We start from the raw sequence: 23,810 nt of genomic DNA on the forward strand, positions 1-23,810 counted from the left end.
ATGAACCGCAATTTAGTGGCGCGGTGCGCGCGGCAGAGCTACCTCATAGCGCAGCGGGCGACCGGCAACAGGCGGCATCAGCGACGCGCGTCCGACGTACGCGGGCACTGAGCATGACACGGCCCGACGCCGTACCCGTGCTGCCCAACCGCGCGTCGAGACGCCGTGGGAATTATGGTACGAGGCTCATGACCCGGATTCTCCTGATTGAGGACGACACTGAAACCGCCGAGGCGATCCTCGCCGAACTCGGCGATCGCGGCTTCGAGGTGCAGTGGGCCGGCAACGGCGTCGACGGTCTCGAGCGCGCGCGTGCGTCGAGCCCCGATGCCATGATCGTCGATCGCATGCTCCCGGGAGTTGACGGGCTGACCGTCATCGAGGTGCTGCGCAAGGAGCAGGTGAGGACGCCTGTGCTGGTGTTGAGTGCGCTTGGCGCCGTGAATGACCGGGTGCGCGGGTTGCGCATGGGCGGGGACGACTATCTCACAAAGCCGTTCGCGCTCATCGAACTGGTTGCGCGAATCGAGGCGCTGCTGCGCCGGCCGAGCGACAGCCGCGAAACCATCCTGCATGTCGGGCCCCTCGAGCTCGATCTGATCGAGCGCACCGCGCGACGCGGCGAGCGCAGGCTCGACCTGTTGCCGCGCGAATTCCGCTTGCTCGAGTACATGATGCGCCGGAGCGATCAGCTCTTGACGCGCGCGATGCTGCTCGAGGAGGTCTGGAACTACAAGTTCGTTCCGGCGACCACCAACTTGATCGACGTGCATATGGGCCGGCTTCGTCACAAGGTGGACGGTCCCGGGGAGACACAGCTCATCCACAATGTCCGAGGCTCCGGCTTCGTCCTTCGCTCGCGGTAGGAGAGACGGGCGATGCAGCAGACACAGTTGATCCGCTCCAGCACATTTCTCTGGGCTCTGGCCGTGGCGGCGTCCTTTGCGCTGTTCGTGGTCGCCTTGTTCGCCTTCATCTACTGGAAGCTCGATGCCTATCTGGTCGCGCGGTCCGATCGCATGATCACCACGCAGATCCACTTCGTCGCGGAATTGTCCCCGGCCCGCCGCGTCAGCGCCATCGCGGATCACCTCGCGCAGGATTCCAGGGGCGTTCAGTACGCGGGACTGTTCGATGCTGCCGGCAAAAGGCTGGCCGGGAATATCGACCGCCTGCCGCGCGAACTCGGGCTCGATGGGGCGGCGCAGGGCGTGCAACTCGATCTGCTGGAGAAGCCGACGGCGCATGGTCCCGTCGTCAGGGTGGTCGGCAGCCGTCTCGAGGACGGCGATGTCTTGGTGATGGGACGGAACGTCGACGAGACGCGCGAGATATCGAGCGTGGTGGGCCAGGCCCTGGCCCTGGGTCTGCTGCCGGCCTTCAGCCTCTGCCTGCTTGCGGGTGCCTGGCTGAGCTTGCGCGCCCAGCGACGCGTAGAGGAGGTCAACCAGCGGGTCCAGCGCATCGTGGCCGGCGAGCTGCGCGAGCGGCTTCCGGAGGGCGGGACGGACGACCCGTTTGCGCGGCTGGCCAGGATCGTCAACGGCATGCTCGACGAGATGGAGACGATGATCAATGCGCTCGCCGGCGTCGGCAACGACATCGCTCATGATCTCAGGACGCCGCTGACCCGCGTCCGTCTGGCGCTGGAGCGCGGCCGGACCCATGCGGCGACGCTGGAACAGCTGCAGGACGTTGCGGACAAGGCCATCGCCGGCATCGATCAGTCGCTCGCGATCGTCACGGCCTTGCTGCGCCTGACAGAGATCGAGAACAACCGCCGTATGGCCGGGTTTGGCGACGTCGCGCTCGACGAGATTCTGCGGGAGGTGTGCGACGTCTACGACCCGATCGCCGAGGACAAGCATGTCGGGCTCGGCGTCGTCACCGAGTGCAATGTGCAGGTGTGGGGTGACCGCGACCTGCTGTTCGAGGCAGTCGCCAACCTCGTCGACAACGCCATCAAGTTCACGCCGTCCGGCGGGCGGGTGGACCTCGCCCTGCAGGCGGAGGACGAGACCGCGCTGGTGCGCGTTAGCGATACCGGGCCCGGCATCAGCGAGCAGGAGCGCAAAGCAGTGCTGCGGCGGTTCTACCGCTCCGACAAGATGCGCAATACGCCGGGCGTCGGGCTTGGACTGAGCCTGGTGGCGGCGATCGTCAAGCTGCACGGCTTCCGGCTGATCATTGGCCCGGCTCCCGGTGGGCGCATCGAGATCCTCGCCTGGACCGGGAGTGCGGGCAGGCCCATCGCGCGCCGGTCACGCGCATTGCTGCACGCAGAGGCCGGCCAGATGGGATGAGCCAAATGACGTGCCGTGCCTCCGAGATCAATCAGCCGGCCCGGACTATAGGAGTGACAAATGCAGACGAGCCATGAGGTGGTGTGCCGCGATCCTGTTGCCGTGCCGATCGCAGCGGTGTCGACGCCGTTCCTCACCGCCTATTCCGCCGCAATCCGGCGCTACGAGCTACTTGAATCAGGTCAGGAGCAGCAGCTGGCGCGTCGCTGGCAGGAAACGCGGGACCGGCGCGCCGCGGATGCGCTCGTCACCAGCCATCTTCGGCTCGCCGCCAAGTTGGCGAGGGGTTACAAGGGATACGGTCTGCCGCTGGTCGATCTGATCGCGGAAGCGAACCTCGGCCTCGTGATCGCGGCGTCGCGCTTCGAGCCCGGGCACGGCGCCCGATTCTCCAGCTATGCGATCTGGTGGATCAAGGCCACCATTCACGACTACATCCTGCGATCGTGGTCCCTGGTCAAGATCGGGACGACGGCTGCGCAGAAGAAGCTGTTTTTCAAACTCCGCGGCGAGATCAGGAAAGCCACCAGCAGTGCGATGGCCGGGCTCACACCCGACGTCGCTGAATTGATCGCCGGGAAGCTCGAGGTGACGGCGCGCGAGGTGATCGAGATGGACGCGCGACTCCACCGCGACATGTCGCTGAACGCGCGCGTCGGTGACGAGGACGGTGGAACCGAGCTGGAGGCCCTGCTGGTCGATGGTGCGGTCGACGCCGAGACGATGCTTGCCGATCACGACCAGACGGAGCAGCGCAGCAGGGCTTTGCGCGCTGCACTGGACGGGCTCGCGCCGCGGGAGCGTCATATCTTCGAGGCGCGGCGCCTGAAGGAATGTCCTGTTACGCGCGATCAGCTCGCCCGAGAGCTGTCCATATCCAGCGAGCGGGTTCGGCAGATCGAGATCCGTACCTTCGCCAAAGTCAAACGGGCCGTCGTGAACGCCGCGCATGATGTGTCACACGCCGCCGCGTGCAGCGACTGAATTCGTTTTCATTTGAACGGAGGCGCGGCCGCCCTCACTTGTCCGACGATCCTGCGTAACCCTGTTTCAGGCAGACCAATCATGGGAATTGTTCGCTTCGCGCTGCGGCTTCCGCATACTTTCTACGTGCTTGCGGCGTTGATCCTGTTCCTCGGCGGCATCGCAATTCGCTCGATGCCGACAGACATCTTTCCGGAGATCCGGATTCCCGTCGTCACTGTCATCTGGAGCTACACCGGCCTTTCCACGCCGGAGATGGAACAGCGCGTCAGCACCTACAGCCAGTATTCGATCAGCGCCAATGTCAGCGGTATCAAGAATATCGAGGCGCAGACCCTCAACGGCTTGTCGGTTCAGAAGATCTACTTTCAGCCGGACGTCAATCTCGATCTCGCGATCTCGCAGATCGTCTCGGCGACCAACGCCATCCGCGCTCTGATGCCTCCCGGCATCCAGCCGCCGATCATCGTGCAGTTCAATGCCTCAAGCGTGCCGGTGCTCCAGCTCAGCCTCGAATCGAACAACCTGAATGAGCAGCAGCTCTACGATTTCGGCATCTACCGGGTCCGCCAGCAACTGGCTCCCGTTCCAGGCGTGACCCTGCCCACGCCTACCGGCGGCAAATACCGCCAGATCATGGTTGACCTCGATCCGAACAAGCTGCTGGCGCGCGGATTGACACCGCTCGACATCGTCAACGCAGTGAACACGCAGAACCTGACGCTGCCGACCGGCACGACCAAGATCGGCGACACCCAGTACACCGTTCGTACCAACGCGACGCCGGCGACGATCCAGGATCTCAACATGATCCCGGTGAAGTTCGCGAACGGGGCGACGATCTTCCTGAAGGACGTCGCCCAGGTCCGCGACGGCGCCCAGGTTCAGCAGAATATTGTGCGCGAGGATGGCCACCGCGCCGTCCTGCTCAGCGTCATCAAGAACGGCAATGCCTCCACGCTGGCCGTCGTCAACGGCGTGAAAGCGGCCCTGACGTCGATCCGCGCGTCGGCACCCGCGGGGCTGAAGGTGAACGAGCTGTTCGACCAGTCAATCTTCGTCACACACTCGGTCGATGGTGTGCTGCGCGAAGGCGCGATCGCGGCGGGCCTGACGGCATTGATGATTCTGGTGTTCCTGGGATCGTGGCGATCGACGCTCGTCGTCCTGATCTCGATCCCGCTGGCGATGCTGTCCTCGCTGATCGTCCTCTATTTCCTCGGCGAGACCCTCAACACCATGACGCTCGGCGGCCTTGCTCTTGCCGTCGGTATTCTCGTCGACGATTCGACGGTGACGGTCGAGAACACGCACCGGCTCTGGACCGAGGAAGGCATGCCGCTGCCGGACGCGACTCTGCACGGAGCCGCCGAAATCGCCATTCCGACGCTGGTCTCGACGCTCGCGATCAGTTGCGTGTTCATCTCGGTCGTATTCCTCGAGGGCCCGGCCAAATATCTGTTCACGCCACTTGGCCTTGCCGTGGTGTTCGCGATGCTGGCGTCTTATGGCCTGTCGCGGACGCTGACGCCGATCACCATTGGCCTGCTCCTGAAGGGCGAGCAACGTCATGGCGAGGGCAATCGGCCGTCAAACATCCTCGCACGCGCCTCCGCGGCATTCGAGCGCGGTTTCGAACGCCTGCGCGACGGCTATTCCGATCTGCTGCTGAAACTGCTGCGGCACCGCGCAGTGATACCCGTCGTCGCCGTGCTGGTGCTGGCGCTCGGTGCCACGATGTTCGCCTATGTCGGCCAGGACTTCTATCCCCTGATCGACGGCGGCCAGATCCAGCTCCATGTTCGCGCCCCCGCGGGCACGCGGATCGAGCGGACGGAAGCGATCTTCCAGGCAGTTGAGGACAAGATCCGCGAGGTCATTCCCGAGCACGACCGGGCGCTGATCGTCGATAATATCGGCCTGCCGGCGCGGCCCTATAACCTTGCTTTCACGGACGGTTCCACCATCGGGGTGAACGACGGCACCATTCTCGTGTCGTTGAAGGAAGGGCACCAGCCGACGGCGGATTACATCAGGAGGCTGCGGCAGGTGCTGCCGAGGGCATTCCCGGAGGACACGTTCTATTTCCAGGCGGCCGATATCGTCACGCAGATCCTGAACTTCGGTCTCCCGGCGCAGATCGATGTCCGCACGGTCGGTTACGGCAACAACAATCTCGCCGTCGCCAAGGAACTGCAAAAGAGTCTCGCCGCGATCCCCGGCGTGGTCGATGCACATCTGCAGCAGGAGGTCGATGCTCCCGCATTCTACGCCGACATCGACCGCACCCGCGCCGCGCAACTCGGTCTCAATGCGAGCACGGTGGCAACCAACATCAATGTCAGCCTCTCATCGTCCGCGCAGGTCTCGCCGAACTTCTGGACGGATCCGACTTCCGGCATTCCCTATTACCTGGCTGTGCAGACGCCAGAGTACAGGACCAATTCGCTGAACGCGCTGGGCAATACGCCGGTTTCGGCCTCGCTTGCCGCAAGCGGGCAGACGGTGCCGGGCCTGCTCAGCAATGTTGCGACCTTCAAGCGGGGCACCGTTCCGACCAACTCGAACCAAGCCAATGTGCAGCCGGTTTACGATGTCTATGCGAGCGTGCAGGGCCGTGATCTCGGCAGCGTCGCGGCTGACATCGAGAAGGTGACGTCCACGCTGCAGAAGCAACTCCAGCCGGGCAACTCGATCCAGGTTCTCGGCCAGATCCAGAGCATGCACCAATCGTTCCGCGATCTCTCCCTTGGACTGCTGTTCGCGGCCATCCTCGTCTACCTGCTGATGGTCGTGAACTACCAGAATTTTGGCGATCCCTTTGTCGTCATCCTGGCACTGCCGGCGACATTCTGCGGCATCGTGACGATGCTGTTTATCACCGGGACGACGCTGAACGTGCCTTCGCTGATGGGAGCCATCATGGCGATCGGCGTAGCCTCCGCGAACTCCATCCTGCTCGTGACATTCGCACGCGACGAGCAATTGAAGGGGCATTCGGCATTCCAGGCGGCGCTGAGCGCAGGCCGGACGCGAATCCGGCCCGTGCTGATGACCGCGGCGGCGATGATCGTCGGCATGATCCCGATGGCGATCGGCGGGCCCGGCGAGGAGCAGAATGCAGCGCTCGCGCGGGCGGTCATCGGCGGTCTGCTGTTTGCAACACCGACCACCCTGCTGATCGTGCCTTATCTCTTCGCCATGCTGCGCAAAGGCAACGACGGCAAGCCTCATCATGGGGTATTCGAGGAGCAACCGGAATGAGTGACGTTCGCGCAAGGACCGATGACGACGGGGCGACACACCGCCCGGGGGCGGAGAGCCTCCGGATTGTGGAACTGCCGGGAAAGGGCCCTCGATCCGGACGCCGTTACGGCGGCGCGCTGCTCGGCGGAGGCGTGCTCCTGCTGCTTGCGTGCGGTCTCGGCATCGGCGGCTGGCGGCACTATGAGGCCATGCGTGGCGTTGCCGCTGTGGCAGAGCAGGCTCGAACCAACCTTCCCGAGGTTCGGGTCGCGACGGTGAAGCCCGGAGGCGACATCATGAAGGTGAGCCTGCCGGCGACGACGACCGCGTTCGAGGCGGCCAACATCTTCGCGCGGACCAGCGGCTACATCGAGAAGCGCTACGTCGATATCGGCGATCGGGTCAAGAAGGGAGAGCTGCTCGTGGAAATCACTGCGCCCGAGCTCGACCAGCAAATCGCGCAGGCCCAAGCGACGCTCGCGCAGGACCAGGCCGCGCTTCAGCAGGCGGAGGCAAGCCGGGAACTGGCCGACGTGACCAACTCGCGCGACAGCAATCTCGTCAAGCAGGGCTGGTTGACGGCACAACAGGGCGACAACGATCGTCTCACCCTGCGCGCGCAGCAAGGCGCGGTGGGTGTCGCCCAGTCGAATATCACGGCGCAGGAAGCGCAGATCCGAGTTCTTCAGCAGGAGAAGTCCTATCAGCGTGTAGTGGCGCCATTCGACGGCGTGGTCACGCAGCGTAACGTGGACAACGGCAGCCTGGTATCAGCCGGGTCCACCTTCATGTTCACGCTGATGCATTCCGACGTGATCCGAACCCAGGTGTTCGTGCCACAGGACGAAGCGTTCGGCGTTGGCCCGGGCGTCGATGCGGATATCCGCGTCCCCGAGATTCCGGGGCGGACGTTTGCGGGCAAGGTCACGCGGATCGCAACCGCGCTGCAGCCGGGAAGCCGGACGCTGCTAACCGAGATCGACGTGCCCAATCCGGATGGCCTGCTCAGTCCGGGCATATATTGCACGGTCGAACTATCGATCCCGCGCAGGACAGCATCGACGACGATCCCATCCGATGCGCTCGTCTTCGACCAGAACGGCCTCCATGTCGTGGTTGTGCGCAACAACACGGTCCATTTTCAGCAGGTCTCGATCACCCGGGATTTCGGCACCACGGTGGAAGTGCGCGACGGCGTGCAGCCCGGCGACCAGGTCGTGCTCAATCCCGCGGTCAATCTGGCGGAGGGAAGCAAGGTCACCGTTCGCAAGAGCGAGGCGAGCTAGGACGCGAAAGATGATGCGAATTGTACTCGCAGCGGCGACGGCGTTGCTGCTCGGAAGCTCTGCTGGTCAGGCACAGGTCGCAACGACCGGCACTACTGCAATGGATCTGCCGACGGTGCCGGGCGCGATCGTGGTCTCACCGCTCAACAGTCCCGGGCCGTTTTCCGCAACGACCGTGTCAGGTGCTCCGGACACGACGCTGGCGCCGGTTCCGCTCGCGTCGGATCCGACGACGCCGGGGACGGTGGTCGTCTGCGCTCCGCCGTCGTCATCGCCGACGCCGGTGCCGGCGACGCCGACCGTATCGCCGACAGGCCTTGCACCACCGGGCATCGCGGCGCCGTTGCTGCCGGTGATAAGGCAGAACAGCAGCGCCACCGGTACGATCTCCTCGGCTGCGCCCTCAGGAACAGGTACGACGGTCGGATGCAGCTCGACGCCGGGGGGAGAGGTGACGAGCGCTGCGTCCCGGCCATTGTCGATCCCGCAAGTGGATACAAGCCCCGCACCTGGTACGATTCAGGCGGAAGCCAGTGGTGCCGGTGGGACGGGCATAGACCCGAACGCTGCGGTTGTGCCCAGCCCGAACAGCTCGGCTTGCATGGAAGGCGTCTCGATGAATCTCGCCTCGCCTGCGACTGTGCTGCCGGCGAACGCTTCAGGCGCAGCACCAACGCCCGGCGTGTCGCCGGTGCTGCCGCCCGGATGCTGAAGTCGGACGCAGATCGAACCCCTAGTGGCAGGTGCAAGACGCAGCAAGCATCGCACTGAAATTCATCAAGAAGGCTCGGCGCGATCCCGGCCCGTGTGTGGCCTATTGTTCGATGAGTGCTGTTTATGCATGGAGAAGGCTCCACCTGATTGCATTGACATTAGAAACCTGCGCTCGGGCGAGCATTTCCAGAACGCACGTTCTGCTCCCACGGCTGCACGACCGCGTTGCGCGCATCGCCTTGCCTTCGACCCTTGAGCGGCATTTGCTATCTCAGGACGGCCCGCGCGCGTGCGATCTCCCGGCGGCACGCGTCGATGTCGCCGCTGCGATCGGCGGCGCGGGCGCGGTCGAGCGAATCAAGCGCGTCCGTGAAGCCGATGCCGTTGTCGCCCTCGGCTTTTGCGAGTGAGCGGGGGATGCCCACTTCCTGGCCGGGTATACGGGTGCGGACCTCGATCTGAAGTCCGCGATGGACGAGCAGCGGCTGCTTCCGTTGCCCGGCACCAACGCCGTCCTGGAAAGATCAGGTGGCTCGTCGTGATTGATGTGACTGTCTAGGACCGCCTCGCATTGCTGGATATGCCGCCGGCCTACTGGAATAGCCGAGGGCAGCGCCGATGGTTCGGGCTGCCTCCATCACGTGAACCGAATATTCTTTTATCTGCTTGCGCTTGATGCGGCTGTCGGGCCCGGACATGCCAATCGCTCCCACGAGTTCGCCGGAACGACCGAGGATGGCACAAGCGCAGGCGGCGATGCCCTCGCGCCACTCGCCGTGCAGGACGGAGGAGTAGCCCTGCGCGCGTGCCAGCTCGATGTCCTCCCGCAGCTCCTCGATCGTCGTTCGCGTCGCTTCCGTGTAGCGCCTCAGATGCGGCCGGAACCGTTCCAGGTAGTCATCAGGCATATGTGCGAGCATCGCTTTGCCTGTCGCCATGGTGAAAGCGGGTGCGCGCATACCCACGCTTGTATGGGCGCGGATATGGTGAGCGCTTTCGATCTTGTCGACATAGACCACGTCGGTGTCCTCGAGCACCGACAGGTGAATGGTTTCGCCGGTGATCTCGGCAAGCTTCGTCATTGCCGGTCGCGCGACGTTGATGAGATCCATCCGGTGGATGACATGGCTGCCGAGCGCCCAGATCTTGGTCGTGAGCTCGTAGGTGCTGTGCGGGGGGATCTGGCGCACATAGCCTTGAGACTGCAAAGTCATCAGCAGCCGATGCACGTTGCTCTTGGTGAGCTTCAGCTCGCTCGCGAGGTCAGTGACGCCGCGGGGCTGCTCGCTCAGAGCAAGTGCTTCCAGGAGACGCAGTCCCTTGGTAAAAGCCTTATCCATCCACCAGCCAAAATAGAATGATATTTCACTCGATCTAGCATGGCCGCGCGAACGGCAATAGCCCGGGTGTGGAATTAACCCCGATCCTTTCGGATCGGGGCTGATCAGCCTGCTTACTGGGCCAGCAAGGCGTTGAGCTTCTCCTGCCCGTACTCTTCATTGGTGGAATTTCCAGCCGGCGAAGTCGCGCCCCAATAATCCGGGCTCCATTCGATCGCTTTCGAGACGTTGTCCGGGTTGTTGGCCCAGTAGCGCGCGAGCTTCTTGTCGGTTGCGGCCTCGAACACGACCTGGGAGGGAAGGGCGACCGGGAAGGTCGAGGTGAGCTGCGCCGCGCGCTTGGGCTCGAGCCGCCACGACAGCAGTTTCAGCGCGTTGTCGTAGTTCGGCGCTCCCTTGGGAATCGAGAAGAAGTCGTAGTAGATGAAGCCCTGATTGAAAGTCAGCTCGATCGGGGCGCCCTCCAGCGCGAGCTTGCTCATCGAACCGGTGTAGGCCATGCACATGTCGGCCTCGCCGTCGAGCAGGAGCTGCGGCGGCTGTGCGGATGTCGTCCACCATTTGGCAATGTGTGGCTTGATCTCCTTGACCTTCTTCAGCGCCCGCTCCATGTCGATTGGGTAGAGCTTGCTCTTCTCTACGCCGTCGGCCATCAGCGCCGCCTCGAAGACGAAACGCGGCCAGGCGGGCATGCAGCGCCGGCCAGGGAATTTCTTCACGTCCCAAAAGTCGGCCCAGCTGGTCGGCACGTTCTCGCCCTTGTACTTGTCCTTGTTGTAGACGAGGCCGACGCCGATCACCTGCAGCGCCACGCCCTTCTTGCGCTTAAGATTGTCCGGCATGGCCGCCAGCGTCTGCTTGGCCGCGTCGGACAGCTTGGAATAGTCGATGTCGGCGAGACAACAGTCGCCGAGCAGCTTGGTCTCCTGGTCGAAGATGAACGTCAGGTCCCATTGAGCTTTGCCGGCCTCGGCCTGAGCCTTGATGCGTGGGCCGCTACGCGCCTCCTGGACGGTGACCACCTTGATGCCGGTCGCCTTCTCGAACGGATCGTACATGACCTTGCGCAATGCATCGCCATATCCGCCGCCCGGGTCCTGCATGATCACGACGTTGCTCTGAGCCTGAGCCGGGCCCGTCCCCATCGCGATGCACAGGGCCGAGGCCAATACGGAAACCGACAGTCGCCAGCGTTTCATTCCCAGCATTTTCTCTTTCCTCCAGTTGAAATTGATCTGTGTCACGTTGCCTTCCGCGACGTGGCGAGAACGGGCCGTGCAAGGACGAGCCCTGCGACCACCAGCAGCACCTCCAGCGTCGAGACCACGGCCAGCACCGGATTGAGCCGGTAATTGATGTCGCCCCACAGCATGAGCGGGAGCGTCTTCAGCTCCGCGCTCGACAGGAACAGCGTCAGCACCAACTCGTCGAACGAGTGCAGGAAGGCGAAGAATGTCGCTGCAGCGAGGCCCGGCATGATGGCCGGCAGCGTCACCAGGCGGAACACCGTCAGGGACGATGCGCCATGGACGGCAGCCGCCTGTTCGAGCCTTGTATCGACGCCTTGAAGCGATGCGGACAGGATCACCACGACGAGGGGAAGGCCGCCGATCGCATGCGCCGCGGCAAGGCCGAAGACGGAGCCGACCAGGTCGAAACGCAGGAACAGGCTGTAGAGCGACAGGCCGAGCACGACCGGAGGCACGATGATCGGACTTACGAGCAGCAGCATGATGGTGGACTTGCCGCGAATGCTGCTCCTGACGATGCCGAGGGCGGCCGACGCGCCCAGCACGATCGCAATTCCGGCCGACATCGCCGCGACGACCAAGGATGTCCAGAACGCCCGCATCCAGTTCGAATCGGAGAAGAACTGCTCATACCAGCGAAATGAGAAGCCCGGCGGCGGGAAGGTCAGATAGCTTGCGCTGCTGAACGAAATGATCATCACCACGATGATCGGCAGGATGAGAACGGTAATGACCAGTCCGCCCAGAAGGCGAACTGTCCAGGTCCCAAAACTCGCCGGCAGCCGCCCGAAAAGTCTCAGAAGCGGCCAGCCTATCAAGTCGGCAGCTGAGGCGCCGAAACTACGGCGGCCGACATCGGCAGCGTGGCGGTCAGTCGTCGTCGGTGCGGCCTCGGTCAGCTTGCGGCCGCCCCAGATGAACTCGAAGCCGAGGAAGCGTCCGGCCACCGCGACCACCGCCAGCGTGATCGTCAGCAGCACCACGCCCAAGGCCTGCAGGAATCCCTCCGATGTGACCGAGTCCGCCTGCTGGGTGATATGCATGGCAAACATCTGGTCGCCGGGTCCCCCGAGCAGCGTGGGCGTAATGAAGAACCCGATCGCTGCGACGAAGACCAGCAGGAAGCCGGCGCCCATCCCGGGTAGGGTCAGCGGCAGCAACACGCGCCAGAACGCCGCAATGGGCCCGGCGCCGCTGGCCAGCGCCGCGCGGGTCAGGCTTTGATCGAGGCGCGCCACGCTGGAATAGATCGTCAGCACCATCAGCGGCAGAAGCACCGCGGTCATGCCGAGAAGTACCGTGCCGCGATTGAAGAGGAGCTGCACCGGCTCGCTCAATATTCCGACCGAAACCAGCAGCTTGTTGACCGGCCCGTTGCGGCCGAGCAGGACCATCCAGGCGTAGGTTCGGATCAGGATGGCGATGAAATAGGGCAGCACGATCGCGGTCGCGATCAGGGCCTGGGTCATGCCGCGGCTGCGGTGAATGAGCAGCGCCGTCGGATATCCGAACAGCAGGCACAGTCCGGCGACGGTGACCGAGATCTGCATCGTGCGGACGAGCGAATCCCAATAGAGCGGTATGGCGAATACCCGCTCGAAATAGGTCGACCACGACGGCCCGCTCACGCTGATGCGGATGAGATCGATCAGCGGGAGCAGATAGATGAAGGCCAGAAACGCGAGCGCGGGCAGGAGCAGCAGCGCCGGATCCTTCAACCTCCTGACGAGATCGAGATCCGCAGGACGGCCTGCCTGGGCGCCGATCGATGCCGCGGTCATGCAAGCACCCAGCAGTCCGCGGCGCCCCAGCTCACGTGCAGACGATCGCCGACGGCCGGCAGCGGCCGGTCGGCCATGTCGGTGCAGCGGATCAGGAGCGGATCTCCGCCCTCCATTTGCGCCTCGATCCGCAGGATCTCGCCGAGGAAGATCGCAGACGTGACGCTGACGGGCGTGGAATTCGCAGCCGGCTCGTTCGACACGGCGATGCGTTCCGGACGCACGAGCACAGTTGCGCGTCCGACGTCGATCGTGTCCCGGCTTTCGGCGCTGAACACGTATCCTGCACGGTTCTTCATCGTCAGTGTCGATCCGCGCTTCTGCAGGATCTCGGCCTCGATCAGATTGCTCTCGCCGACGAACGAGGCGACGAAGCGATCTGTCGGATGCCGGTAGATGTCCAGGGGGCGGCCGATCTGAACGATCTTGCCGGCGTTGAGTACCGCGATGCGATCGCTCATCGTCAGGGCTTCGCCCTGGTCATGGGTGACGAACAGGATCGTGCTGCCGATGGTCTGGTGAAGGTCGCGGATCTCGATCTGGATCTGCTCGCGCAACCGCCGGTCGAGGGCGCTGAGGGGCTCGTCCATCAGCACGACCTTGGGCTTCCTGACGATGGCGCGGGCAATCGCGACGCGCTGCTGCTGTCCACCCGACATTTGCGAGGGAGACTTCGTCGCATGCTCCGTCAGCCGCATGATCTCCAGCGTTTCGGCGACGCGCCGCTCCGCAGTCGCCCGGTCGACCCCCGCCATCCGAAGCGGAAACGCGACGTTCTGGCTGACCGTCATGTTCGGAAACAGCGCGTAGCTCTGGAACACCATGCCGAAGCCGCGCTTGTGCGTGGGTACGTTGTGGACCGGCTTGCCGTCGACGAGGATCTCGCCGCTGTCGAGGCTCTGGAATCCGGCGACAAGGTTGAGCAGCGTCGTTTTTCCGCTGCCGGATGGGCCAAGAAGCGTGATGAATTCGCCGGGCTCGATGTCGATGCTGATCCGGTCGACCGCATGAAAGTTGCCGTAAGCTTTCACCGCTTCACGGACGGCAATGCTCGATCCGAACGCGTCGCGGTCCCGGAGGCGGCCGGTCGGCAATGTCCGAACGTTCGCATCGCCAGAGCGCATCGCACGCTGAGCCGAAGGCTCGCCCATTCTATCCTCCCAGTATGTTCTATATTATAGAACGTCATTCCAATTATTGTTGGAGCAGCGCGTCGTCTTGTCAAGTCGCGCCGCCTGATCGCGGCGCAAAAGTGCGCTGCTGCGGCCGGCTGCGCGCGAGAGTCCTGGAAATCTAGGCTCCGCCGGCGAAGCCAGATTGACAACATCGTCCAAACCCGCCTAACATAATTTAGAATTGCGTTCTACAATATAGAACAAGGCTGGGGAGGATGATGGTGTTGAGCGAGCCTCGCGTCATGGCGAAGCACATCGAGCCGGGCATGCGCGTCGCGCTGCCCGTCGATTACGCCGGCGTCTCCATGGCCATGACGCGTCCAATGATCGAGCATGGCGCGGGCGATCTCGATCTGGTCTGCGTGCCAACCGGCGGATTGCAGCTCGACCAGCTTGTCGGCGCAGGTCTGGTCCGGACGGTGGAGACCAGTGCGGTCTCGCTGGGCGAAGCAGGTGGAGCGCCCCGGTTCAACGCGGCGGTCAAGGAAGGCGCGGTTCGACTGAAGGACGCGACCTGTCCTGCCATCCATGCGGGCCTGATGGCGGCGCAGAAGGGCAGCCCCTTCATGCCCCTTCGCGGGCTGATCGGAACGGATCTGCTGCGCCACCGCGACGATTGGCGTGTCGTCGACAATCCGCTGGCGGATGGAGGCGATCCGATCGTGCTGATTCCCGCCATCAAGCCTGACGTCACGATCTTCCATGTGCCGATGGCTGATCGCTTCGGCAATGTCTGGATCGGGCGACGCCGCGAGCTTGCCGCAATGGCCTACGCTTCGCAGACAGTTCTCGTCACGGTGGAGCGCATCGTCGAGGAAAATTTGCTCGCCGACGAGATGAGCGCGGCCGGCGTGCTGCCGGCACTCTACGTCACGGCAGTCGCGCGCGCACCGAAGGGTGCATGGCCATACGGTTTATGGGGCGAGTATCCCGCCGATAGCGCGGAGATCGCGCGTTATGCGAAGGCCGCGCGAACGGCCGATGGCTTCTCGGCCTATATGGCGCAGGCGCAGATGGAGCCCGCGTGATGTCGGACGTTCTCCCTCGCGAAGTGCTGATTTGCACGATCGCGCGGTTGCTCGATGGCGTCAGGCATGTTGCCGTAGGCGCCTCCTCTCCGATTCCTGCCGCTGGCGCGATGCTGCTGCGTGCAATGAAGGAGGCGCGTGGCGCCGTTGGTCCACGCCTCTCCATCCTCGGTTCTGTCGAGCATAATTTCTTCACCAACGGTTCGGCGGAGCTGTTCGATTGTGCAGGTCAGGGCCGAATCGACGCGTTCTTCCTCGGCGGTGGCCAGATCGACGGCCTTGGCAACGTGAACCTCGTCGGCACCGGTGACTATCCGCGCTCCAGCGTGCGCTGGCCCGGCTCGTTCGGGTCGGCCTATCTCTATTTCGTCGTGCCGCGGGTCATCCTGTTCCGCGAGGAGCATACGCCGCGCGTCTTCGTCGAGAAGGTCGACTTCATCAGTGCCCCCGGCGTCAGTCCCGAGGGAGTCTTCCGGAGCGGCGGCCCCGTGGCTCTCTTGACCGGCAAGGGACTCTTTCGATTCGACAAGACGCGGCCGGGGTTCGAGCTGGAGAGTGTTCACCCCGGGCACGATCTTGCGGAGATCAAGCAAGCGACCGGCTTTCGATTCGAGCATGAAGCCGAGCCGCGGCAGACCGCGCTGCCCGATCGATCGACACTCGATCTGCTCCGCGGCCGCGTGTTCGACGAACTCGCCGAGACCTATCCCGAATTCGCCGCGCAGATGCGGCGCGAACTTGGAGCGGTGGACGCATGAGCAGGATCAAACGGATCCCGCATTGCAGCCATTGGGGTGCGTACACGATCCTCGTCGAGGATAATCGCATCGTGGGCATCGAGCCGTTCCAGCACGATCCGGCGCCGTCCCCGATCATCCATTCTATTGCCGAATGGGCAAATCCCGAGCGGCGCGTGCTGCGGCCGATGGTCCGTTCCGGCTGGCTGGACAAGCGCGAAAAGAGCGATCGCCGCCGGCGTGGCCGAGAGAAGTTCGTTCCGGTCAGCTGGGACGAGGCGACGACGCTGGTTGCCGACGAAGTGCGCCGCGTCGCCGACGCGTTCGGGAACGCATCGATCTTTGCGGGCTCCTATGGTTGGACGAATTCGGGGCGCCTGCATCATGCCTCTTCGCTTCTGAAGCGCATGCTCAATCTGGTTGGCGGCTTCACCCGGCACGTCGATACCTATTCCATCGCGGCGGGTCCGGTGATCCTGCGCCACACGCTGGGCAACGACGACGCGTGTGGCGGCCGCGCCAATACGCTCGACACGATCGCGCAGCACACCGAGACGCTGGTGGTGTTCGGCGCTCTGTCGCCACGAACCGCGCAAAACGAGGCCGGAGGAATTGGCAGCCACCGCCTCGAGACTTATCTCAGGAAAATCGTCGAGCGTGGCGTCAAGGTCATCCACGTCTCGCCGCTGAAGGACGATCTGCCGGACTGGGTCGATGCCGAATGGTGGCCGATCCGGCCGAACGCCGACACTGCGCTGATGCTCGGCCTCGCCGGCGAGATCGTGAAGGCCGGCCGGCACGACACGGATTTCCTTGCGCGCTGCACCAGCGGCGCGGATCGTCTTCTTCGCTATCTCGAAGGCAAGGCGGATGGCGGACGAAAGGACGCCTTGTGGGCCGCCGGCATCTGCGGGCTCGGTGCAGGCCAGATTGCCGAGCTCGCAAGGCGCCTGGTCGACACGCGGAGCATGTTGACGGTGAGCTGGAGTCTGCAGCGTGCCCATCACGGCGAACAGCCGTTCTGGGCGGCGCTCGGACTGGCCTCGATAATCGGCCAGATCGGGCTGCCGGGCGGCGGTGTCGGTTACGGCTATGCTTCGCTGGGAGGTGTCGGGGCCCCGCTCAATCTCGGCAAGTCTCCAGCCATTTCACAGCTGAAGAGGCCGATCGACAGCTTCATCCCGGTGGCGCGCATCAGCGACATGCTGCTCAATCCCGGTCGGCCATTCAGCTATGAAGGCGAGATCCGCTCCTATCCGGATACGAGGCTGGTCTATTGGGCGGGCGGCAATCCTTACCACCATCATCAGGATCTCAACCGCCTGTCGGAAGCCTGGACGAGGCCCGAAACGATCATCGTGCAGGACCCGATGTTCACCGCGACAGCCCAACGGGCCGACATCGTGCTGCCGGCAACCACGTCGATCGAGCGTAACGATCTTGCCGGCAACAGGCGCTCCGACTTCATCCTGGCCATGAAGAAGGCCATCGAGCCGCTGGGCGAAGCCCGCTCCGACTTCGATATCTTCAACGCGATTGCAGGCAAGCTCGGTGTGGCCGAGCGCTTCAACGAAGGCCGCGACGAAATGGGTTGGGTCCGGCATCTCTACGAAGCCTGCCGCGACGACGCCTCGAAGCGATTTGGTTTCGCCATGCCGGAGTTCGATGCGTTCTGGGAATCCGGCTATGCCCACTGCCCGGTCAAGGCAGACCACACGTTCCTGGCCGACTTCCGCAACGAGCCCGAGGAATACCCGCTCAACACCGAAAGCGGGAAGATCGTACTCGGCAGCGAGACGCTTGCCAGGCTCGACTATCCCGACTGCCGCTCGCATCCTGCCTGGATCGAGCCCGCCGAATGGCTCGGCACTGCAGAAGCTGGCCAAATGCACCTCATCTCGCATCAGCCGGCCGGCCGTCTTCACAGCCAGCTTGAAACCGGCCCATCGAGCCGCGTCATGAAACGCAATGGCCGTGAACAGGCCCGTCTTCATCCTGACGACGCGGCTGCTCTCGGCATCGTCGACGGCCAGACGATCCGCATCTGGAACGACCGCGGGGAATGCCTTGCGACTGCTGAGGTCAGCGACGAGGTCCGCCGATGCGTGCTTGTGCTCCCGACCGGCGCCTGGTTCACACCGACCGGCAATAGCGGCCTCGAGGTCGCCGGCAATCCGAACGTGCTCACGCTCGACATCGGCACGTCTCAATTCGGCCAGGGCTGCTCGGCCCATACCTGCCTGGTGCGGGTCGAGCCCTACGCCGCCGATCGGCGCGATGCGTTCGAGGCCTATCAGGAAACGCTCGACGCGCTTGCGGCAGTCTAACAGGAGCTTGGAACATGTCTGCAACCGCGATCAGCCGCTTTCCCGTTCCCGATATCGCGACGCTGCCGGAGGATATCCGCGCACGGATCGAGGCCGTTCAGGAGAAGTCTGGATTCGTCCCGAACGTCTTCCTGACACTTGCGCATCGTCCGGACGAGTTCCGGGCATTCTTCGCCTATCACGACGCTCTCATGGACAAGCCGGGGCCGATCACCAAGGCCGAGCGCGAGATGATCGTCGTCGCGACCAGCAGCGCCAATCAATGCCAGTATTGCGTCGTGGCGCACGGCGCCATCCTGCGCGTGCGGGCGAAGAATCCGCTGATTGCGGACCAGGTCGCCGTCAACTACCGCAAGGCCGATATCACCGCGCGGCAAAGGGCGATGCTCGATTTCGCGATGAAGGTCTCGGCGCGCGCCTATGAGGTGGACGATTCCGACCTCGTGGATCTCAAGGGACATGGATTCACCGAGGAGGACGTCTGGGACATCGCAGCCATCGCTGCATTCTTCGGCATGTCGAACCGCCTCGCCAACGTCACCAGCATGCGTCCGAACGACGAGTTCTTCGCGATGGGACGCTAAACGCCGCGAACGAGAGCTGCAATGGTATCGCTGGTCATCGACAGGCGCTTCCGGGGCCCACCCAACTCCGGCAACGGCGGTTATGTATGCGGATGTCTCGCAAGGCACGTCAGTGGAGACGCCGAAGTGACGTTGCGCGCCCCGCCGCCGCTGGAGCGGTCGCTCGACGTGTTGACGGGGGCCGACGGCGGGATCGAGTTGCGCGAGAACGGCAAGCTGCTCGCGACGGCGCGTGCAACAGACATCGATGTGCTGGACGTTCCCAGGGTAAGCTACGAGGCGGCCGAAGAGGCGGCCGGCCGAACACCCTACGAAGAGCAGACTCATAACCTTCCGACTTGTTTTGTCTGTGGCCCCGCGCGTGGTCACGGCGATGGTCTTCGCATCTTCGCAGGCCCGCTGCAGGCGGGCGCTGTCCCGGGCAAGCCCGTCGTGTTCGCGGCCTCCTGGGTACCTCATGGGAGCCTGTCCGGTGCGGACGGCCATGTCGCGCCCGAATTCGTCTGGGCCGCTCTCGATTGCCCGACCGGCTATTGCACCGTTGGCGCCCGTCACCTGGGATTGAAGGGCGACGAAACGGCGCTGCTCGGACGCATGGCCGCTCGGATCGAACGCCGGCCGCGTCCCGGAGATCGATGTGCGGTGGTGGCGTGGCCGACCGGGCGGGAAGGCCGCAAGTTGTTTGCCGAGAGTGCTTTGCTCGATGCCGAGCAGGAGGTGCTGGCGACCGCGCGAGCCACCTGGCTGTTGGTCGACCGTCAGGTCCAGCTCGGAGCAAGTGCATGAACCAGGGTGGAAGCAAGGTATGACCGGCCGCGAAGCAGAGCTCGAACTTCGTCAATCCATCATCGACGCGTGCCGCGAGATGGCGGCGCAAGGCATCAACCAGGGAACGTCCGGAAACATCAGCGTTCGAGCCGACGACGGCATCCTGCTGACGCCGTCCGGTCTTCCCTACGACCGCATGAAGCCCGAAGACATCGTGGCCATGAAGTGGGACGGCTCATGGACTGCATCGGCCGGCAATGTTCCGTCGACCGAATGGCGTTTTCACCTCGACATCCTCAAGTCGAAGCCGGAGGTTGGCGCCGTCGTTCACGCCCATCCGGTCTTTTGCACCATCGTCGCGATCATGAATCGCTCGATCCCTGCGATTCACTACATGATTGCCGCGGCCGGCGGCAACGACATCCCCTGCGCGCCCTATGCGCAATATGGCACGGCCGAACTGTCGCAGGCGGCCCTGAACGCGCTTCGCTATCGCCGCGCCTGCCTCCTCGCACATCACGGGCTGATCGCCATCGGTCCCAACCTGCGCAAAGCCTTGTGGCTCGCGGTGGAGGTCGAGGTGCTCGCCAAGCAGTATCACGGCTGTCTTCAACTCGGCTCTCCTCCGCTGCTACCGGACGAGGAGATCGACAGCATCCTGAAGCGATGGGGGCATTACGGCCTGCGCGATAACGAAGGCGCGGCCAAGATTACCCAGCTGTCGAGCTAGATCACGAATAATCCCCTGCCTTGCGAGAACTCATGGCCTACACTCACGACGTCAGCGTCTGCGGCACTTACATCCTGGATATTCTCGGGGTCCCCGTTACCGAGATCCCACCCGGAGGTGGCCGGTTGTTGATCGAGGAAATCCGGCTCGCGGTCGCCGGCACGGCCGGCGGAACGGTCGTTCCTTGCGCGCGGCTCGGCTTGAAGGCGCTCGCGGTTGGTGCCGTCGGCTCCGACGAGAAGGCTGATTGGATGCTGAACGCGCTGGAGCGCGAAGGCATCGATATCGCTCTGATGGAGCGAATGACCGGCGCTCCAACCTCTGCAACGATCTTGCCGATCCGGCCCGACGGCTCGCGTCCGGTCATGCATGCGAGGGGCGCCTCAGCCCGATGGCGGATCGCGCCCGAAACGCAAGTAGCCGCATGCCGGAGCAAAATTCTCCATCTCGGCGGGGTCGGCTCTCTGCTTGCGATGGATGGAGCGCCTTCCGTCGCATTGCTGCAGGACGCGAAAGCCGCTGGTTGCACGACGACGCTCGATCTCATCCAGGCGCGGCGTGAGACGCTGGCGCTGGTCGAGCCTCTGCTGCCTTACGTTGACTTCTTCATGCCGAGTATCGACGAGACCAGTGCCATGGTCGGAACCGACGATCCCGCCGCATGCGCGCGGTTCTTCATCGACAAGGGGGCGGGGGCCTGCGCCATCTCTCTTGGTGCCGATGGTTCCTTCGTGATGACCCGCGACGGACGCCAGTTCACGGTGCCGGCGTTCGACGTTGCCGTTCGCGATACGTCGGGATGCGGCGATTCCTATACGGGCGGCTTCATCGCGGGGCTGGCTCGCGACTGGGACCTGCTCGATTGCGCCAAGCTTGCGACCGCGACGGCCGCGATCGTCGCGACGGGGCTGGGTTCGGGCGCCAATCTCGTATCCTTCGAGGAAACCGTGAAGGCCATGAACACCTTGCCAGTCCGCAAGCCGGCTCGCGCCTGATCTTTTCAACGCCGGTAAAGAACCAACATTCATTGGAAATAACAGGGGAGAACGCAACATGGCCCGACATGCGATCGTGACGGGAGCAAGCCGCGGCATTGGCCGCGCGATTGCCATTGGGCTTGCAAGGCGAGGCTACGATCTCGCGCTGACCGACATCGCGGCCCAGGAGAAGGTTCTGCTCGAGACCGTCGCCGAGGTCGGCAAGCTTGGCGGCCGCTGCATCCCGGTGCTGGGCGACGTCAGCGATATCGGCGATTGCAGGCGTGCGGTGGCTGAAGCCGTCCAGGGTCTCGGGCACGTCGATGTCCTCGTCAACAATGCGGGCATCCTCAGGCTGGCCACCATCGACGAGCTGACGACGGATACATGGGATCAGACCTTCGCCGTCAACACGCGCGGCGTCTTCCAGATGACCCAGGCCGTGGTGCCACACATGAAGGAGCGCAAATACGGGCGGATCGTCAACATCGCCTCGCTCGCCGCACGGACGGGCGGTCCGGGACAGTCCCACTATGCCGCGTCGAAGTCGGCCGTGGTCGGATTCACCCGGGTGTCGTCTATGGAGTTCGGCGGCTACGGCATCACGGTCAATGCCGTATGCCCGGGCATCATCGTGACGGAGATGGGGATGAACAATCTCCGCGATCCCGAGCGTGTCGCCTATTTCGAGAAGGTCACGGACCTGCACCGGCTCGGGCAGCCGGAGGACGTCGTCGGGCCCGTTGCGTTCTTTGCGTCTGACGATTCTGCGTTTGTGACCGGCCAAGCCCTCAACGTGGACGGAGGCATCTTCTACAGCTAGCAACGGGGTCGATCCGCTCTAGCTAACCTATTGCGGCTCGATGCCGGCTGCCTTGATGATCCTTCCCCATTTGCCGATCTCAGCCTTGAGAAAGGCTTCAAGGGCTTCCGGCGTCGCGCGTTCGGGTTCAACCGGGGACATGCTGAGCTCACCAAACCGATTGATCAGGGCTGGATCCTTCAGCGCGGTCTGCAGCGCGCCGACGAGTTGGTCGACTACGGGCTTCGGCGTGCCGCGCGGGGCGTAGAGGCCATACCAGGTCGTCACGTCGAACGCGGGAAGGCCGGCCTCGGCCGAGGTCGGCACGTTCGGCAGCGTTGCAACCCGCTTCTTGCTCGTGATCGCGTAGCCCTTGATCGTGTTCGACTGAATATAAGGCGTCGGCCCGGTTGCAGGGTCGCAATAAACGTCGATGTGGCCGGCGATGACGTCGTTCAGCGCTGGGCCGCCGCCCTTGTAGTAGATCGGGGTGAGCTTGGTATCGGTGGTGCTCATGAACATCAAGCCGCAGAGCTGTGAGGCCGAGCCGAGACCGACATTGCCGAAGGTGATCTTGTCGCCGGCATTGCGGATCCGCGCAATGAGCTCGTTGAGATCCTTGGCAGGAAAGTTCGGCCGCGCCACGAGGATCATCGGGACGTCGGTGACGAGCCCGATCGGGGCGAAATCGCCGACCGGATCGAACGGCAGCTTGGCGTAGAGGGCCGGCGCGGTGGCCTGGCCGACATGCATCAGCAGCAGCGTGTAGCCGTCGGCGGCCGCCTTGGCGACACGGTTGGTGCCGAGCGTGCCGCCGGCGCCGACGACGTTTTCGATCACGATCGACTGTTTCAGCGTCGCACTCATCGCGCCGCCGAGGATGCGTGCGATCACGTCGCCGGGACCGCCAGCTGAGAACGGCACGATCATCGTGACCGGGCGGGTGGGGTAGTCTTCCGCAATGGCTGCGCGGCAGGGATAGAGCAGGACAAGCAGGATCAGCGATCGTACGAGATACGTCATCGAACACTCCCTGGCGGCAATGTTTTAGTCGTCGGAAGGCGCCGCCTCCTTGGCTGCCGACGATTTTTCTATCATGTCGAGCGCGGCCACCGCAGCCGCATTGATGTGGTCGACGCAGCAGCGCTCGGCGAGGTCCGCATCGCCGTTCTGGATCGCGCGCCAGATCGCGGTAACCTCGCGCAAGCTCTTGTTGATCCGCTTCGGCTGCGACATCGAGGTGATCCGCAACAGCTGGATTCGGTCATGCAGCGGCTTGAGCATGCGCTCGATGAACGCGTTGCGGCAGCCACCGATCAGAGCGGCGTAAAAGTCGGTCTTGGCTTCCAGGCATCCGACGAGGTCCTGCTTGGCTGCGGCTGCCTTCAGCCGGGTCAGGGCTTCCCCGATCCGGCGAGCCACTTCCGGGTCGTGAAGCCTGGCGCATTCACGGCCGGCGAAGCCTTCGAGCACCGCGCGGGCGGCGTAGAGCTGCCGGGCCTCCTCCAGGCTGATCGTGGAGACCACAGGGCCGCGGTGAGGGACCGTATTGACCAGCCCGTCGGCCTCGAGGGCGCGTAGTGCTTCGCGGATCGAGGGGCGGCTGACGCCCATCATCTCGCAGAGCTCGCGCTCGACCAGGCGCTGGCCCGGTTTCAGCGTGCCGGACATGATCGCCTCGCGCAGCTTTTGCGCCACCATCGCTCGGACGGTCGGTACGTCATCGATGCGGAGTGTCGACTGCAATTCGCGGCGTCTTTCCATGTCCGGGCCTTGGT

At 64.0% G+C, this 23,810-nt stretch carries 21 protein-coding genes; 14 read left to right on the top strand and 7 right to left on the bottom strand.

What is annotated here, in order from left to right:
- Nucleotides 1-188 precede the first annotated feature (188 nt).
- From I6F12_RS30305 to I6F12_RS30325, 5 genes are all read left to right on the top strand, one after another.
- Nucleotides 189-866 carry a response regulator transcription factor gene (locus I6F12_RS30305; protein ID WP_192893334.1) on the top strand — a complete coding sequence of 226 codons (678 nt, stop codon included), beginning with the start codon at nucleotides 189-191 and terminating at the stop codon, nucleotides 864-866.
- A gap of 12 nt (nucleotides 867-878) precedes the next feature.
- Nucleotides 879-2,303, top strand: a complete 1,425-nt coding sequence (locus I6F12_RS30310) for an ATP-binding protein (protein WP_225157889.1) — start codon at nucleotides 879-881, stop codon at nucleotides 2,301-2,303.
- Nucleotides 2,304-2,363: 60 nt separating this feature from the next.
- The gene (gene rpoH, locus I6F12_RS30315) at nucleotides 2,364-3,287 is read left to right on the top strand and encodes an RNA polymerase sigma factor RpoH (RefSeq protein WP_036011601.1); all 924 of its coding nucleotides are present in this window, start codon (nucleotides 2,364-2,366) and stop codon (nucleotides 3,285-3,287) included.
- Nucleotides 3,288-3,368: 81 nt separating this feature from the next.
- A complete protein-coding gene (locus I6F12_RS30320) occupies nucleotides 3,369-6,551 on the top strand; it encodes an efflux RND transporter permease subunit (RefSeq protein ID WP_225157890.1) in 3,183 nt (1,060 codons plus the stop codon).
- Entirely contained in the window at nucleotides 6,548-7,819 is a 1,272-nt protein-coding gene (locus I6F12_RS30325) for an efflux RND transporter periplasmic adaptor subunit (protein WP_225134981.1), read from the top strand. The genes I6F12_RS30320 and I6F12_RS30325 overlap by 4 nt, the downstream gene beginning before the upstream one ends.
- A gap of 66 nt (nucleotides 7,820-7,885) precedes the next feature.
- Here the strand turns inward: I6F12_RS30325 and I6F12_RS30330 are convergent, their stop codons facing one another.
- Nucleotides 7,886-8,197 carry a hypothetical protein gene (locus I6F12_RS30330; RefSeq protein WP_225114043.1) on the bottom strand — a complete coding sequence of 104 codons (312 nt, stop codon included), beginning with the start codon at nucleotides 8,195-8,197 and terminating at the stop codon, nucleotides 7,886-7,888.
- Between the two features lie 365 nt (nucleotides 8,198-8,562).
- Here I6F12_RS30330 and I6F12_RS30335 point away from each other — a divergent pair, with 365 nt between their 5' ends.
- Entirely contained in the window at nucleotides 8,563-8,943 is a 381-nt protein-coding gene (locus I6F12_RS30335) for a hypothetical protein (protein ID WP_225157891.1), read from the top strand.
- 114 nt (nucleotides 8,944-9,057) lie between these two features.
- On the opposite strand, the gene I6F12_RS30340 is transcribed toward I6F12_RS30335, so the two are convergent.
- From I6F12_RS30340 to I6F12_RS30355, 4 genes are all read right to left on the bottom strand, one after another.
- Complete coding sequence (locus tag I6F12_RS30340; RefSeq protein WP_036026695.1) at nucleotides 9,058-9,873, bottom strand: IclR family transcriptional regulator; 816 nt, start codon at nucleotides 9,871-9,873, stop codon at nucleotides 9,058-9,060.
- Between the two features lie 113 nt (nucleotides 9,874-9,986).
- Nucleotides 9,987-11,081: an extracellular solute-binding protein gene (locus I6F12_RS30345; RefSeq protein WP_036011588.1), complete on the bottom strand. Its 1,095-nt coding sequence runs from the start codon at nucleotides 11,079-11,081 to the stop codon at nucleotides 9,987-9,989.
- Between the two features lie 32 nt (nucleotides 11,082-11,113).
- A complete protein-coding gene (locus tag I6F12_RS30350; protein ID WP_225157892.1) occupies nucleotides 11,114-12,904 on the bottom strand; it encodes an ABC transporter permease subunit in 1,791 nt (596 codons plus the stop codon).
- Nucleotides 12,901-14,055, bottom strand: a complete 1,155-nt coding sequence (locus tag I6F12_RS30355) for an ABC transporter ATP-binding protein (protein WP_225124506.1) — start codon at nucleotides 14,053-14,055, stop codon at nucleotides 12,901-12,903. Before I6F12_RS30355 ends, I6F12_RS30350 begins: the two co-directional genes overlap by 4 nt.
- A 242-nt stretch (nucleotides 14,056-14,297) precedes the next feature.
- On the opposite strand from I6F12_RS30355, the gene I6F12_RS30360 reads away from it, so the two are divergent.
- From I6F12_RS30360 to I6F12_RS30395, 8 genes are all read left to right on the top strand, one after another.
- Nucleotides 14,298-15,107, top strand: a complete 810-nt coding sequence (locus I6F12_RS30360) for a CoA transferase (RefSeq protein WP_128262920.1) — start codon at nucleotides 14,298-14,300, stop codon at nucleotides 15,105-15,107.
- On the top strand, nucleotides 15,107-15,865 hold the full coding sequence (locus tag I6F12_RS30365) for a CoA transferase (RefSeq protein ID WP_225157893.1): 759 nt from the start codon (nucleotides 15,107-15,109) through the stop codon (nucleotides 15,863-15,865). Before I6F12_RS30360 ends, I6F12_RS30365 begins: the two co-directional genes overlap by 1 nt.
- Nucleotides 15,862-18,171, top strand: a complete 2,310-nt coding sequence (locus I6F12_RS30370) for a molybdopterin-dependent oxidoreductase (protein WP_225157894.1) — start codon at nucleotides 15,862-15,864, stop codon at nucleotides 18,169-18,171. The genes I6F12_RS30365 and I6F12_RS30370 overlap by 4 nt, the downstream gene beginning before the upstream one ends.
- A gap of 14 nt (nucleotides 18,172-18,185) precedes the next feature.
- Nucleotides 18,186-18,755, top strand: a complete 570-nt coding sequence (locus I6F12_RS30375; RefSeq protein ID WP_225157895.1) for a peroxidase-related enzyme — start codon at nucleotides 18,186-18,188, stop codon at nucleotides 18,753-18,755.
- Nucleotides 18,756-18,881: 126 nt separating this feature from the next.
- A complete protein-coding gene (locus tag I6F12_RS30380; RefSeq protein ID WP_345944190.1) occupies nucleotides 18,882-19,541 on the top strand; it encodes a hypothetical protein in 660 nt (219 codons plus the stop codon).
- Nucleotides 19,542-19,560: 19 nt separating this feature from the next.
- The gene (locus I6F12_RS30385) at nucleotides 19,561-20,253 is read left to right on the top strand and encodes an L-fuculose-phosphate aldolase (protein WP_225157897.1); all 693 of its coding nucleotides are present in this window, start codon (nucleotides 19,561-19,563) and stop codon (nucleotides 20,251-20,253) included.
- A 32-nt stretch (nucleotides 20,254-20,285) separates the two neighbouring features.
- A complete protein-coding gene (locus tag I6F12_RS30390) occupies nucleotides 20,286-21,248 on the top strand; it encodes a sugar kinase (RefSeq protein ID WP_225144711.1) in 963 nt (320 codons plus the stop codon).
- Between the two features lie 58 nt (nucleotides 21,249-21,306).
- Nucleotides 21,307-22,053, top strand: a complete 747-nt coding sequence (locus I6F12_RS30395; RefSeq protein WP_036011561.1) for an SDR family NAD(P)-dependent oxidoreductase — start codon at nucleotides 21,307-21,309, stop codon at nucleotides 22,051-22,053.
- Nucleotides 22,054-22,080: 27 nt separating this feature from the next.
- On the opposite strand, the gene I6F12_RS30400 is transcribed toward I6F12_RS30395, so the two are convergent.
- Nucleotides 22,081-23,055, bottom strand: a complete 975-nt coding sequence (locus I6F12_RS30400; RefSeq protein WP_225157898.1) for a tripartite tricarboxylate transporter substrate-binding protein — start codon at nucleotides 23,053-23,055, stop codon at nucleotides 22,081-22,083.
- Nucleotides 23,056-23,079: 24 nt separating this feature from the next.
- Nucleotides 23,080-23,796, bottom strand: coding sequence for a GntR family transcriptional regulator (locus I6F12_RS30405; protein ID WP_050991723.1), 717 nt, complete (start codon nucleotides 23,794-23,796; stop codon nucleotides 23,080-23,082).
- Nucleotides 23,797-23,810 lie beyond the last annotated feature (14 nt).

It is taken from the genome of Bradyrhizobium sp. IC4059, from assembly GCF_020193615.1.
In the GTDB taxonomy this organism is placed as follows: Bacteria; Pseudomonadota; Alphaproteobacteria; order Rhizobiales; family Xanthobacteraceae; genus Bradyrhizobium; species Bradyrhizobium yuanmingense.